Genomic DNA, 14,075 nt, shown 5'->3' with positions numbered 1-14,075 from the left:
GTAAATTTATTTTATGCCCGAATTGACCATAGCGTTCGTAATCTTCCTCTGAAATAAAAGATAGACTGCGATGATCGGAAGCACTGAAAGAGTCGTCGCTGCAAGCTGCAAGTGCCACTGCGGCAAACCGTAAGAATCGTTGAAGTTCGCAAGCGACAGAGGCAGCGTAAACTTTTCCAAACTGTTTATGAATACGAGCGGCTCGAGGTACATATTCCATACCGATAAAAACGCGAGAATAGCCGCGGACGATGCGACGGGAAGCGAAATCGGGAACATGATTTTAATAAAAGTGCCGAAAAGGGAAAGCCCGTCCATGCGGGCGGCTTCTTCGAGCTCTTTGGGCACCGTGATATAATATTGCCGAAACATAAAGGCCGAAAAGGCTCCCTGCGCGCAAAAAATCGGAATGAGCATGAGCGGAACGAGGGAGTCAAGTGCGTGCAGACGTATCATCTGAAAGTACATCGGTATTATCGTCACTTCTATCGGCATCATCATTGCGGTAAGCAGAACTACAAAGAGTGCGTTTTTATACGGAAAGCGTATGCGCGCAAACGCATAGCCGCTGAGCGAAGCGATGACAACGTTGCCCGAAGTGGCGACGGCGGCGACCAAAAGCGTATTTGCGTAATGGCGCGCAAAAGGCTGCACTTCGAATACGGCGCGGTAATTATGCCAGCTCCACGATTTCGGAAGGAGAGAGGGCTTACCGAAAATAAGAGCGGGTTCGTTTAAAGAATTGACAAGCATCCACCAAAAGGGATAGACGAACAGCACGCTGAGCGCGAGCGCAATGATAATGTACGGAACGTACGCGCGGATCACATTATTAGCTTTCATAATACGATACCTTTTTTCGGACGTTCCACTGTACTACGGTGAGCGCGAGCACGATTACGAAGAGCAGCACCGAAAGCGTACTCGCATATCCGATATCGAACATTTTAAACGCCTGATGATAGATATAATAGACGAGCACCATCGTCGAACCTTCGGGACCTCCGTCGGTCATCAATTTTATCGTATCGAATACGCGCATGGAACCGATGACCGTGACGATCGCAATCATCAATACGGACGGCATGAGAAGCGGCAGCTTGATTTTCCGAAAAAGCGTAAAGCGCTCCGCCCCGTCGATACGCGCGGCTTCGATAACGTCTTCGGGCATATTGAGCACCGAGCCCGTTAAAATAAGCACGTTCATGCCGAGGTTTTTGAGTACGCGGCTTACGATAACGCCCGCCATAGCCCAGCCCTTTTCGTAGAGCCAATTCGGACCTGCAATGCCGAAAAGCGCAAGGAAGCGGTTTACCGGACCGCTGTCGCCTCCCTGCAAAAGATATTTACACACGATCGACCATGCGACGCCGCTCGTTACAACGGGCAAAAAGACGATCGTGTTCACATACCAGTGGGCATTTTTCTCCCGTCCGAGATAGAGCGCAAGAGCGAGCGCGAGGATGAGGTTCAGCGGTACGACGCCGAGAGAAAACACGAAAGTATTGCCGAGCGTTTTCATAAACAGCGGATCTTCGGCAAGCGCCGCATAATTCGCCCCTCCCACAAATCCCGCCGAACCGAAGAGGAGATTTTTCTCTTCGAACGAATAGACGAATATCATGATGAGCGGAAATAAAACGAAAAGAGCGTAACCGATCATCTGCGGAGCGATAAAAGCAAACCCCGAAATACTTTCGGCTCTCGTCAAAGCTCCCGCTTTATATGATTTTATATGTTTCATATTGTGTATGAGATCTCTTGCCGGCCGCCGGGCTGTCTTTGCCCCTAAGATCGAACGCGGAGAAGTTTTCACCGCGTTCGATTATGAGAAACCCCGGCAAGCGCCTTATTTGATATATTTTGAATAGACTTTTGCAACTTCGTCGACGACGGCTTTGACGTCGGCGTCGGCTTTCCACAGTTTATCCCATACCATGCGGGATTCGACTTGGATCTGCGTGTACAGCGCGTGAGACGGAAGAACGCGGCCCGTCGCAATGGAATCGGCAACGGAAGCTTTCATCTGTTCGGGTTTGACGTTCGGATTGCTGCTTAAAAATGCAGCGGAGGCGAGTACCGATTTACGTGCCGGCGGCCAGATGCCGGCCATGCGCGCCACACAGCTTTCGCTTGTCATATAGGCGACAAGTTCCGACGCGAGGGCGGCCTTTTTGCCGCGCGCGTTTGCGGCAATCGCAGCCTGTCCTATGACAGGGATATTGCCCTTGGGACCTGCAGGCATGGGTGCCATACCCCACGCAAAAGGCGCGGATACGAGCTTCGATACGCGGGAAACCTGTCCCACGGTCATAGCTGCGTTTCCGGCATAAAAATCGCTTTGATCTCCGGGCGGAACCACCGAGCGGTCTTTAAATACCATATTGTGAAAGAGCGAAATCGCTTTGACACTTTCGGGAGTATTGATAAGCACTTTGTTTCCCTGCCACACGTCTCCGCCGTAGGAGCGGATTATAGGACAGAGATTGTGCAGTATGCGGTCTCCGTAACCGCCGCCGTCCACCGTTTGATATGCCCACACGCCCGTTTTGTCTTTGATTTGTTTGCACATCGTGCGGAAGTTTTCCCACGTCCATGTACCGTCTTTAATCATTTGCTCGGGAGTTTTTACGCCCGCTTTTTTTAACAAGTCGGCATTATAAAGAATAAAAAACGGAGAAGTGGAAAAGGGAACGGCGTAAACGGCTTTACCGCTTTTCCACAGTTCGAGCGCCGATTCGGAAAGGTCGTCGCGATTATACGAAGCGAGCGCGTTCGAAAGATTTGCAAGCGTCTTCGCGCGGATAAAGGCGGGAGCCGACGTTTCGAGAATCCAAAACACGTCAGGCGCCGCGTTTCCCTGCAATTCGAGTGAAAGCTTCGCCGTATATTCACCGAACGGAATCGTTTCGAAATCGGCTTTAACGGCGATACCTTTTTTTTGCGCAAACTCTTCGACGAACGAATTGAGCAGTGCGATTTGATCTTTGTTGCTCGTCCACGTCGCAATCTTCATCGTCACCGGAGCGCCCTTGGCACCCGTAGGACCCGCTGCAAAAGCTTGAGCGGCAGCGAAGGCGATGCAGAGCGCACCGAACGCTTTTACGATTTTTTTCATAATGCCTCCAACGAAAATCGATGTGATATCATAACACCGCACGAAAAGCGATGTCAAGTTCGCATGATATGCAAAGAGAGAATTAGCGGATACCGGATACGGAGCGTATGATCGCTTCGAGAAAATCTTTTCGCATTTCTAATTCGCGGACGAGTTTTATCTGTGTGCGGGTGCGATCGAGATTGTGAGATTCGCGGTCTGTCTTAAAATAGCGGTCGCCTGCGATATAGTCGGCGAGAAAGCGCATGCCGCATTCGAGCGTCATAATCTTTGCTCCTACAGGAAGCAGGCGAAGCTCGTCTTCGGTGAGCGTACCGCGCGAGCCTGCGATATATCCCTCCGCACCGGCGCGAAAGAGGCCTTCGTCAAGGCACACCTTCGACAAATCCCTTTCGTCTTCTGCGCCCGTGCTCGCGCCGAAACGTATCGCATCTCCGAAATCGAAACCGGCAAAACCCGGCATCACCGTATCCAAATCGATAACACATAAACCTTTGCGCGTCTCCTTGTCGAGGAGCACGTTATTGAGCTTCGCATCGTTGTGCGTCACGCGGAGGGGAAGGACGCCCTCGCCGTATGCGTCGGCGTATACACGCATATCGTCTTCGTGCGAAATATAAAAATCGATTTCATCCCGAACGGATGCAGCCCTGCCGCACGCATCGTTCTTTACCGTATCGATAAAGTCACGATAGCGCTTCGGCGTGTCGTGAAAGGCGGGAATCGTTTCATGCAGAGAAGATGCCGGAAAATCGGAGAGAAGATATTGAAAAGTGCCGAACGCATAAGAGGCGTTGTAAAAATCGGTTTCGCTTTGCGCGGCATCTATACTCAGCGCGTCTTCAATAAAACGATACGCCCTCCAGCACGCGCCTTTTTTGCTTCGGGTATAGAGAGCGCCCTCTTTATTTTTAATAAAGGTCATCGCTTCACGCGATGCGTCCCCTCCGTTTTTAATAATTTTCTCTGCAAGGAACGAAGTAACGCGCCAGATATTGTCCATGAGCGCGTCGACGTCTTTGAATACGTCGGTATTGATACGCTGCACGATATAACGATTTTCTTTTCCGTTGTCGTCATAGGTTGCGAAAAAAGTATCGTTTATGTGGCCGCTTCCGAAGCGGACGCACGATCGGCAGCCTCCGGGAAATGCATAGGATGAGAGGATATCGCGTATTTCCGAATTCCGCTCTTCGCCGGTCATAAGGACTCCTTTCGACCGCTCGATCCGCCGGAAGACTTCATGCTGAAATCGAGACAAAAGGGAGGCGGGGAAGCGTGCATTCTGCTCCAAATATCGGCGAGAGGGGATTCGCTTTCGCGGATATTCGCAAAGTTGCGGGAAAGCGTTTTATACGCTTCATCTTTTTTTCCGAGCGATGCGCATGCCCTGCCGTACGCGATGACAAGAGAGTCGCTGTTTTTCCACGCACCGGGAAGCGAGCTATAGAGTTCGATCGCTTTTTCATAGCGTTCCGTTTGTACGAGGAGGGCTGCATATTCTTCGGCGACGGAGACGTCCGCGTAAAATCCCGCAGCCTGCACCGCGCACTCATAATGCGAAAGCGCTCCGGCAATATCGTTTTTGAAAAGCGCAAGCTGCGCGAGATTTCTCTGCGTCCACGCGGTGCTGCACGTTTTTTCGGCATCGAGCCAACACGATGCGGCACCTTCTTCATCGCCTTTTTCCATTTTCATAACGCCCAAGTGATAGAATGCATTCCACGGGGGCATCTCTTTCGAAGCGGCTATGTATGCTTCGAGCAGGCGCTGCCATTTTTTCCCGGTCATAAATTGACCCGGACCGTCTTCGGGGGAGCGATACGGAAAGATTCCTTTCGTAAGCAAAAGCCGCCACGGGTTTTGCTCGTCAGAAAAACAAAAGGCCGCAGACGGCGGTATATCGCTTTCACCCCGCATCATCCGCCGCTCTTTTTCGAGAGCGCCCCATTCTCCCGCATCGGAAAGCGGTTTTGAAATCGGAAGATCGGCTTTCGCCGCATAGGATGCGTCGAGCAAATCGAGCTTTGACGTGTCGATCGAATCGCGTACGCTGAGCTCGACGGCGCGCGCGGCAAGGTTCCAATCGTTCGATGCGGCATCGCTTGCCGATACGCAAAGAAGTCCGAAAACCTGCGTCCACTCCCACCTGTCGCGCGGGGGCATACTGATGCCGTGGAGCTGTGTTTGCGAAAGCCCCGCCTGTATTTCAAAGTAACGGCAGTCGGCATTTTCCTCTTCTCCTTCGCGTGCGCCAAGCGACGTTTCGGCTTCCCCCGCGAGAAAGCTCCCCCAATGCCTCCCGCCGCGGCAGTTTCCCCAGCAAAACATTTTCCGGTATGAAAGCTCTCCGGTCGAAACGTCGAACAAACCCGCACCGTCTTTTTCGAGGGCTGCTTCCCACGGATGGGATTCGTCGGTACAGTTAAAAAAGTATTCGCTCGAAAAAGGTATGCGCGCAGGATAGGACAGGTCGATGTCGGGAGCTATGGGAAAAAACGGCATGCGGCCGTAACCGAAAGTCGGTCTGCCGTTTTGATTATCCGGCGTTTTATACAGAGCATGACGGGAAGAAGCGAATACGCGGGACGAGTCCGTCTGCGGCACAGCGATATTCGTCCAATAATAAACGGAAAGCGGCTCGTCGTTTATATTGAAGATGACCGGATGCGCGTACAGAAAGCGCGAGGATTCGGGAAGATGAAAATCGATCTGCCAAAAAAAATCTTTGCACCGCTCATACGAATACATGCGCAGAAATTCTTCGCCGTCCGATGCGCGCACCGACGCAAAGCCGACGGTCGAACAGGTTGTAAACGCGTGCCCGTACTGCCCCACATTCCATTCAATACCGCCTGAAAACCACGCGTTGCGTATGGCGAGATTTGCCGGCTGGAGCACTCCGTTTTTGTATAAAAGCTCGCGCCCCTCCGTTTTATCGACGAGCGACCAAAGCCGCCCTCCCCAATCGGGTAGAAATTCCGCTTTTATAAAATCGTTTTCCATGACGATTGTGCGGATATCGCATTCCTTTCTGTTACGGTCGTATCTGTCCTGCACCGTATACGGCAAAATCCGATAACCGCATGAAAAACCCGCTCCGCTCAAACAAAAGGGCGGCGTTCCTTTACAAAATTCGACGCGCATATCGTGTTCGCGCGAACGGAAATGCGGCAGCGGGTTTTCCCCCTGTAAAAGCGCGGCGGATATTTTTTCGGTCGAAATGTATATCATAACGATAAACCCCTTACCGGTCAGCCTTTGATCGCACCGCTCGTAACTCCGGCGATCACCCGTTCGGAGAGGAACAGATATAAAATAAATGTCGGCAAAAATACGATGACGACGCTCGCAAACATACCGCCCCAGTCGCCCGTATAACGCATCGACTGAATCATACTGTACAAACCGACGGCAACGGGACGCACTGCGGTTCTGTTTGCGAATATGAGCGACATAAAATATTCGTTCCATACTGTGATGAAATTAAAGATGCTCACCGTAACGATGCCCGGCTGGGCAAGCGGAAAGATGATGATCCAAAACGCCGCTATCGGATTGCAGCCGTCTATAGCCGCAGCCTCTTCGTACGAGGGGCTCAAATTCCTGAAAAAGGCGGAAAGATAAAACACGCCGAACGGAATGTTCATCGCCGTATACAAAAAAATGATAAGGATTCGGTTATTTGTCAAATGCAGCTGCGACACGAGACCGAACAGCGGCATGATAACCATTATGAGCGGTATGCCGAGTCCCGCAGCGAACATATTCTGCAGCAGCGCGTTTCCTTTGAATTTAAAACGGGAAAGCACATAGGCTGCGGGTGCGGAAATCGCGACTATCGCCGTACAGGATGCGAGCGTATACAAAAGCGAGTTCATAAAAAATACCGAAACCCTTTGCGTGCTCCACGCTTTTACGTAATTGTCAAAATGGAAACCGCTTACGAATTTGAACATGTGATTGGAGAAAATCTCCTGCGACGTCGAAAAGGATGCAAGGACTACCCAACTGATAAGGATAAACGTAAATAAAACCCAAAGCCCTACCAGCGTATACCCGGCAGCAACGGAATACCCTTTTCCGACATTCGATTTACCCGTATGCTTTTTATTAAATTCCGGCATCGTATCGCCTCCCCTTATACTTCCGTATCGTCGTTTTTAACGATGCTGCTTGTCAACAAAAACACGACGATAACGATGAGCATCATGATAATACCGATCGCGGCTCCCGCTCCCGTATCGCGCGCCGTATTCGCCGAAGACGAAGAGCCGAATACGAGTTCGTACATATAATTCATCGGAGCAACGGTATCGTTCGAAAGATTTACCGGACTGAACATTTGTCCCCACACGAAAAAGCCGACGGTATACACCGTCCACATGACCATATTCGTGCGCGTCACGCCGCGCAAAAACGGAACGGTTATGTGGATAAAACGCTGCCAGCCGTTGCATCCGTCGAGCAGCGCCGCTTCATAATAATCGCGCGGGATCTGTTCAATGCCGCTCATAAAGATGAGCATATGATAGCCGACCATACCGAAACAGTATGCGACGAGCATACTCCAAAACAGGTTTCCCGGTCCCGTCCACAATATCTTTTCCGCTCCGCTCAAAACCCCGATTTTATGCAGCACCGTGTACAGCAAACCGTAGTCCGGATTGTAGATATAATTGATCCACATCGTTCCCATCGCGACTGCGCTCACAACGTTCGGAAGATATATGGCGCTTCTGAAAAACGTTTTGGCGCGTATACCGCTCGACAGGATAAAAGCGAAGATCAAACTCATGAACATCGTACCGAGTCCGCCGATACACCAAATACGTGCAATATTGAACATCGACTGCAAAAAAATAGGAGTCGAAAACAGCTTTTTATAATTACCGAAACCGAAAAATTTCCATGTTGAAACGGAATCCGAAATACTTTCGATACGGAAAAAACTCATAATGAACGTTCTGATTGTCGGATACAAAAAGAAAAGCACGTAGCATATAAGCGCCGGAGTTAAAAACACGGCAATTATCGTTTTATTTTTTTTGAGCATCGCAAAACCGTCCTGACTAAAAAAAACAGCCTAACGCCGGCCGCTTCCCGCCGGAGACGATCGCGTCCGGATATTGCGGGGCACACGGTAAGTGGACCCCGCACGTCTCTCGGCTGTCTCTAAAAACCGCAGTTTTCAAAGCATACTTTTTATAATGATTTTTTTAAAATCAATATCCGTTTTGTTATTTTGTCATAGCGTCGGCAAACGACTGTGCCGTATGCGTGCCGACGATGAGTTTTGCAAAATTTTCTTTTATCTTTGCATTGATGTCGGAACTGTCTTCCATGCCGCACGCATACGGAAACCGCTTCGTCGTCGAATCGACGATGAGTTTCGCATCGGCAAGCTGTACGGGCCAATCCGAATCGTTTGCAACGGGAATACCGATGCTTTCGGATGCAAGTCTTTCGTCCCATTTTCCCGTCGTCATATAGACGATAAAGCGGAACGCTTCTTCGGCGTGTTTTGAATTTTTATTGATACCGAAACTCTGCGAACCGAAGTGGTTGGCTTCGATACCGTCTCCCGCAGGCGAAATAGCAGGCCATGCAAATTCTCCCCAGTTCATATCGGGCGCATTTCCTTTGATTTCATTCGGAAGCCACGTTCCGTTGAGATACATCGCAGCCTTTCCCGTCGCGATATCTTCAACCTGTCCTGCAGGAAAAATATTCGATGCGGCTTTTGGGATGATATAGCCCTTTTTCGCCATATTTTCCCAAATCTTTCCGAACTCAAGCACTTGCGGTCCGGTAAAATCATTGTTTTTTACCATTTCAAGCGTCGCGTCTCTGCCGACGAGGCGGTCTATGCAATAACCGAACAAAGCTGCCATATATGCGTCGTCGACGGTGATACCGTATACTCCGATCGCTTTAAGCTTTGCGCACACATCGAGCATTTCATCCCATGTCGCGGGAGGAGCTGCAATACCTGCTTTTGCAAACAAATCTTTATTGTACAAGGTGACGAATGCGGACGGCTGGTACGGAATATTTTTTACCGTTCCGTCGCCCAAATCGCGAGCGACCGAAAGCAGCAAACTGTTTACGACGTCTTTGTACGCTTTACCGCCCGTCGTCGGATAGCTTTTGTCGATAAACGAATCGAGAGGCAAAAGATATTTTCCCCATGTTCTGGCCACTCGTTCGATATCCTCGTCAAAGATATCGATCATTTCCCCTGCATCGAGCGCCGGCTGGAGCGTTTTCCGGATATCCCTGCCGTTGAAATTGACTTCAATTTTGATGCCCGTTTCTTTTTCGAATTCCCGAACCGCTTCGGCGATAACCTGCCCCTGAGGCTCGGCTTCGTTCCACATGCTCCAATACACGAGTTTTTCGTTTTTTTTGCCGCCGCAGCTTATAAAAAGCGCCGCGCACATAAAAATCGTGCATACCGCTGCAATCGACTTTTTCATACATCCCCCTATTGCAAACCTTAAAAATCCGTATCGGAATCGACGGCTTCCGCACAGCAGAAAACATCGATTTTCAAAGGTGCCGTATCGATAAAAGTGTATCATGTGAATTTTCGGTTGTATTTGCACAATACGGTGTAAAATTTGTTATTTTCGGAAAAGCGATGTATAATCGACTTATGGACAGCGACAATACCGCATACTATACGCCGTTTTATGTACAAAAATTGATTTCCGTCGATACGATCGTAACGGTTCACTATTTTGAATACCGGAATACGTTTTCGTTTGCAGGAGAGCGCCACGATTTTTGGGAATTCGTCTGCGTCGATAAAGGCGAAATCGAAATATACGACGGAAAGACATGGTCGCTTCTTCGCCGCGGACAAATCAGATTCCATAAGCCGAACGAATTTCATGCGTTGAAAGCGAACGGCATCGACTCCCCGAACGTCATCGTCGTTTCATTTATCTGCGCATCTCCGGCGATCGATTTTTTTAGAGATAAAACGCTTTCATATACGCAAAAAGAACAGTCGCTGCTCGCCGAAATCATCGCACACGCGCGGAGCCTATTCGCCACTCCGCTTGACGATCCCTATGTACCGAAGATGGAAGCGAGGCGGACGGCTCCTCCGTGGGAAGCGCAGCTTGTCGTCTGTAACCTCGAACTGCTTTTGCTTTCGCTCTATCGAAGGTATACCGAACAAAAACCCGCCAAGCAGACGCATGTGAGTTCCTACGCGCGCTCATCCTATGAAGATGAAATCGTCAATGCGTCTCTCGAGTATTTCAATAAAAATATGTTTCGGATGCTCCGTTCCGACGAAGTCTGCAGCATCGTACACGTCAGCTATGATTTGCTCAAAAGCATTTTTTTTAAAAGATTCGGCTGCGGTCCGATGAAATATTTTGCGCGCATGCGCATCGATGAGATAAAGACGCTCATACGCAATTCGGTTATGAACGTTTCGGAACTCGCATCTTATTTCGGCTATTCGTCAATCCATTATTTTTCGCGCCAGTTTAAAAACGAAACGGGAATGTCGCCGACAGAATATGCGACATCGATTAAAGCGAAAACCGAAAAGGAATCCGACTGAACGCAGCGTCGCAGCTCCGTTTTTACACAAATCTGCCGATCGTATGCTTTCGATACTCTTTATGAATCCTCAGAAATCGCAAAAAATGCATAAAAACATATGCAAAGAATTTATATCGTTTCGAGAAGCTCCATGCACTCCATATACATACGAGGAATGTGGAAGGGTCCCTTATACATATTGCCTTTGACGTCGGTGGAAAGCGTGCCGTCGCGGTGAAAATAGCCGAAACATTCGCCGTATTTTTCGTCCGGAAAACGCTCGTGAAAATAATTATGAACGAGGACAAAGCGCTTTCGATATTCGGCGTCTCCGGTGATCTTATACGCGTACAGCGATGCGATCAAAGCTTCGCACTGCGGCCACCAGAATTTCATATCGTGCCAATATTCGTTGCCGCTCTTTCCCTCGATGTCGCGGAAGTAGATGATGCCTCCGTATTTTTTATCCCAACCGCGAGTCCACATCCAGTCGAACATTCGGACGCCGAGCGCTTTAAGATTTTCGTCGCCGCGCAAAATCCCCTCTTTCATGATAAACCACGCGCCTTCGATCGCGTGTCCGGGATTGAGCAATCTGCCTTCGAAGTGTTCGCTCTGCACGCTTCCGTCAGGTGCGCACTGTTCGAGCACCGCCTGCAAATCGGGACGGATAAAATACGTTTGAATCTCTTTTAAAAGCGCATCGATTTTTTTTTCACAAAACGATTTTTTTGCATTCGATGCGAGACGGAGTTCGGAAAGCGTATTGAGCAAAATCATCGGCTCGCCGAAAGAACGTGAGGACCGCGTTTTCGCATCGAACTTCGGGACGAGAGCACCGCTTTTTTTTATCGCTTCGATTTTATTGAAATAGGAAAACGCTTTTTTTTCATAATCCGCGTTTTTTACCGCACGCGCAAAAGCCGCAAAACCGATCGCGGCAAAGGTTTCGCTGAAATAATAGCGGATCCGTTTTATGACGGGCTTTCCGTCTTTTGCAACGCGGAAATACATACGCCCGTCGCTTTTATCCGTGCCGAAACGTTCGATAAAATCAGAAAGCGAACGGCACGCATCGATATATTCTTCATGTATTTCTCCGCGCAAAGCAAGCATTTCATACGCGCGTGCAAATGTCCACAGCGCGCGCCCCTGAAACCATATCGATTTATCCGTTTCGATGATGTTTCCTTTGCGGTCGAGTCCCGTATAGATGCCGCCGTATGTTTTATCGATACCGTGCGAAATCCAAAATGTAAGCACATCGTTTACGAGAGCATCTTTGTATTCGGCCGCGAGAACTGCGGGAGAAAATTTATTCGTTATACGTTTTGTCACGGCACTATCCGCCTCGGGCGGCAGAGCCGCTCATAAAAATTACAGAATCGAATCTATTATGAAAAAAGCGACTTGATTTCCTTTGCGTAGATCTTCGTGATCTTATAGCGCATCATTTCACCTTTTGCGTTGACTTCTTTTCCGGCTTCAAAGCTGTTCGGAAGCAGCACAAAACGGTTGATACGCTCACAGGTACGGAAGCCCGTCTTTTCGTTCACGCGGCGTTCGATCTCTTCGCGGAAAAACATCTGTACTTCGTTCGATTCGAGAAGGCTTTCCCACGAACTGTACATGACAAGAGAGGTGTTCGCCCATTCGGTGAGCACCTCTTTTGCCGGAACGATGAGAGCTGCGATATATTTTTTATCCTGCCCGACGATCATAACGCGTTCGATGTAGGGGCTGTTCAAAAGAGAGGCTTCGATGACCGCAGGTTCGATATTTTCTCCGCCGAGCAATACGATCGTATCCTTCGCACGGCCGGTGATTTTGATTTCGTTGTCCTGCGTCATCATGCCGATGTCGCCCGTGTTGAGCCATCCGTCTTTATCGATAACCTGAGCCGTCAAATCGGGACGCTCGTAGTAGCCTTTCATGATTTGGCGACCTCTCGCTTCGACGATGCCTTTTTTACCGGGCGGAAGCGCTTCGGTACCGAGCGAGCCGTCTTCGTTGATCGAAACGACGCGCACTTCGGCCGCAGGGAATACTACGCCGACGCAGCCCGAGCGCGGCTTTAAAGGATTGCGCACCGAAAGAACGGGAGCCGCTTCGGTAATGCCGTAGCCTTCGAGCAGATTGAAACCGATCGCGTGATAGAACGAATCGATATCGCTTTGGAGCGCTCCTCCTCCGGAAATCGCCGCGACCATGCGGCCGCCGAGTACCGCGCGGATTTTTTTAAATACGACGATTTTGCAAATCCCGTACCACGGAGCGAGCAGAATGAACGGAACGATGCCGTATAAAACGTCGAAGATGCGCGTACTGTTTCTGTAGCGGCACACGCGGCCCCTCACGCGGTCGCTCGCCCATGAAAACGCTTTGCCGATTTTGATCGCAAAGTTGAAAGAAAACTGCGTTACGCTGTTTTCTTTTTTCATCTGACGGAAAATGCCGTTTGCAAGCGATTCCCACAAGCGCGGTACGCCGCACATCCACGTCGGATGAACTTTCGCCATATCGGAAAGCATGATAGCCGCCGACGGTTTCGAATACGCGATACTGCTTTTGAGCGCGACGACAAAATACTGAAATGCGCGTTCAAAACTGTGCCACACCGGAAGCACCGACAGCCAAATGTCTTCGTCCCTGGTCGTCGGAAGGGCAAGCTTTACCACTTCGCACTGCGCGATGTAATTGTCGTGCGTAAGCATAACGCCTTTGGGAGTCCCTGTCGTCCCCGACGTAAAGATGATCGTCGCCGTTTCATCGGCGCCCGTTTTATCCATTTCCGCTTCGACCGCTTTCCGCTCTTTTTCGGAAGCGTGGCGCCCCTTGTCTTCAAGATCGATGTATTTCCAAATTTTGATTTCGCGCGCTTTCGCCTGTTTTTTTATCTCATCGTCCGTAGGCGAATCGATGAGGATAACCGTCTTCAGCGTCGGTACTTCAACTCCGCAATCGAAAAGTTTTTGCAGCTGCTTTTGATTTTCAAAAATACAGATTTCGCATTTGACGAAATTCAAAATGAAGGCCATTTCGGTACCCGTCGAATCAAGTCCGCGGGGAATATCGGTTGCGCCGAGCGACAAAATCGCGTGATCGAGGATAAACCATTCGCGACGGTTGTCGCACATAAGACCGATAAAAGCACCGCGCGTTACGCCGATCTTTTGCAGCGCACACGCCGTTTCGACGACGCGGTTATAAACGCGCTTGTAACTGTAGTGCTCGTATTCGCCGACTTCGTTTTTGACGATCTGCAGCGTATAGTCGGGATAAGATTCCGCACGGGAACGAAGCAAAAGCGGTATATTATGCGGCAGCTTTTCCGCCGCATCTTTTTCAAAAAGCGATTTTATTTTTTTAATCGTTTTACTCGTGTTCATCGGTT

General features: G+C 49.7%; 11 protein-coding genes. 1 reads left to right on the top strand and 10 read right to left on the bottom strand.

Annotation, left to right across the window (positions count from 1 at the left end; all coding sequences use genetic code 11):
• Nucleotides 1–6: 6 nt before the first annotated feature.
• From H9I35_RS00165 to H9I35_RS00130, 8 genes are all read right to left on the bottom strand, one after another.
• Entirely contained in the window at nt 7–843 is an 837-nt protein-coding gene (locus H9I35_RS00165) for a carbohydrate ABC transporter permease (protein WP_187419669.1), read from the bottom strand.
• Nucleotides 833–1,744: a carbohydrate ABC transporter permease gene (locus tag H9I35_RS00160; RefSeq protein ID WP_187419668.1), complete on the bottom strand. Its 912-nt coding sequence runs from the start codon at nt 1,742–1,744 to the stop codon at nt 833–835. The genes H9I35_RS00165 and H9I35_RS00160 overlap by 11 nt, the downstream gene beginning before the upstream one ends.
• 105 nt (nt 1,745–1,849) lie before the next feature.
• A complete protein-coding gene (locus H9I35_RS00155) occupies nt 1,850–3,118 on the bottom strand; it encodes an ABC transporter substrate-binding protein (protein WP_187419667.1) in 1,269 nt (422 codons plus the stop codon).
• A gap of 82 nt (nt 3,119–3,200) precedes the next feature.
• Nucleotides 3,201–4,322 (bottom strand): phosphotransferase enzyme family protein, encoded by a 1,122-nt coding sequence (locus H9I35_RS00150; protein ID WP_187419666.1) that lies wholly within the window; start codon nt 4,320–4,322, stop codon nt 3,201–3,203.
• Nucleotides 4,319–6,352, bottom strand: coding sequence for a DUF5107 domain-containing protein (locus H9I35_RS00145; protein ID WP_187419665.1), 2,034 nt, complete (start codon nt 6,350–6,352; stop codon nt 4,319–4,321). Before H9I35_RS00145 ends, H9I35_RS00150 begins: the two co-directional genes overlap by 4 nt.
• A gap of 20 nt (nt 6,353–6,372) precedes the next feature.
• Nucleotides 6,373–7,245, bottom strand: a complete 873-nt coding sequence (locus tag H9I35_RS00140) for a carbohydrate ABC transporter permease (protein ID WP_187419664.1) — start codon at nt 7,243–7,245, stop codon at nt 6,373–6,375.
• Nucleotides 7,246–7,259: 14 nt separating this feature from the next.
• The gene (locus tag H9I35_RS00135) at nt 7,260–8,174 is read right to left on the bottom strand and encodes a carbohydrate ABC transporter permease (RefSeq protein ID WP_187419663.1); all 915 of its coding nucleotides are present in this window, start codon (nt 8,172–8,174) and stop codon (nt 7,260–7,262) included.
• A 184-nt stretch (nt 8,175–8,358) separates the two neighbouring features.
• Entirely contained in the window at nt 8,359–9,597 is a 1,239-nt protein-coding gene (locus H9I35_RS00130; RefSeq protein ID WP_187419662.1) for an ABC transporter substrate-binding protein, read from the bottom strand.
• A gap of 179 nt (nt 9,598–9,776) precedes the next feature.
• Here H9I35_RS00130 and H9I35_RS00125 point away from each other — a divergent pair, with 179 nt between their 5' ends.
• Nucleotides 9,777–10,700: a helix-turn-helix domain-containing protein gene (locus tag H9I35_RS00125; RefSeq protein ID WP_187419661.1), complete on the top strand. Its 924-nt coding sequence runs from the start codon at nt 9,777–9,779 to the stop codon at nt 10,698–10,700.
• Between the two features lie 110 nt (nt 10,701–10,810).
• Here H9I35_RS00125 and H9I35_RS00120 read toward each other — a convergent pair whose 3' ends face one another.
• On the bottom strand, nt 10,811–12,019 hold the full coding sequence (locus tag H9I35_RS00120; protein WP_215905296.1) for an AGE family epimerase/isomerase: 1,209 nt from the start codon (nt 12,017–12,019) through the stop codon (nt 10,811–10,813).
• A gap of 56 nt (nt 12,020–12,075) precedes the next feature.
• Nucleotides 12,076–14,070, bottom strand: a complete 1,995-nt coding sequence (locus tag H9I35_RS00115) for an AMP-dependent synthetase/ligase (RefSeq protein WP_187419660.1) — start codon at nt 14,068–14,070, stop codon at nt 12,076–12,078.
• Between the last annotated feature and the right edge of the window lie 5 nt (nt 14,071–14,075).

Origin of the sequence: Treponema sp. Marseille-Q4132 (genome assembly GCF_014334835.1) — a bacterium.
Classification (GTDB): domain Bacteria; phylum Spirochaetota; class Spirochaetia; order Treponematales; family Treponemataceae; genus Treponema_D; species Treponema_D paredis.
The sequence above is the reverse complement of the archived record's forward strand: the minus strand, read 5'-3'. Positions and strand labels throughout refer to the sequence as shown.

Bases quoted from the DNA above. Each gene is read 5' to 3' on its own strand.
- H9I35_RS00165 (WP_187419669.1), bottom strand. From the start codon at position 843: ATGAAAGCTAATAATGTGATCCGCGCGTACGTTCCGTACATTATCATT.
- H9I35_RS00160 (WP_187419668.1), bottom strand. From the start codon at position 1,744: ATGAAACATATAAAATCATATAAAGCGGGAGCTTTGACGAGAGCCGAA.
- H9I35_RS00155 (WP_187419667.1), bottom strand. From the start codon at position 3,118: ATGAAAAAAATCGTAAAAGCGTTCGGTGCGCTCTGCATCGCCTTCGCT.
- H9I35_RS00150 (WP_187419666.1), bottom strand. From the start codon at position 4,322: ATGACCGGCGAAGAGCGGAATTCGGAAATACGCGATATCCTCTCATCC.
- H9I35_RS00145 (WP_187419665.1), bottom strand. From the start codon at position 6,352: ATGATATACATTTCGACCGAAAAAATATCCGCCGCGCTTTTACAGGGG.
- H9I35_RS00140 (WP_187419664.1), bottom strand. From the start codon at position 7,245: ATGCCGGAATTTAATAAAAAGCATACGGGTAAATCGAATGTCGGAAAA.
- H9I35_RS00135 (WP_187419663.1), bottom strand. From the start codon at position 8,174: ATGCTCAAAAAAAATAAAACGATAATTGCCGTGTTTTTAACTCCGGCG.
- H9I35_RS00130 (WP_187419662.1), bottom strand. From the start codon at position 9,597: ATGAAAAAGTCGATTGCAGCGGTATGCACGATTTTTATGTGCGCGGCG.
- H9I35_RS00125 (WP_187419661.1), top strand. From the start codon at position 9,777: ATGGACAGCGACAATACCGCATACTATACGCCGTTTTATGTACAAAAA.
- H9I35_RS00115 (WP_187419660.1), bottom strand. From the start codon at position 14,070: ATGAACACGAGTAAAACGATTAAAAAAATAAAATCGCTTTTTGAAAAA.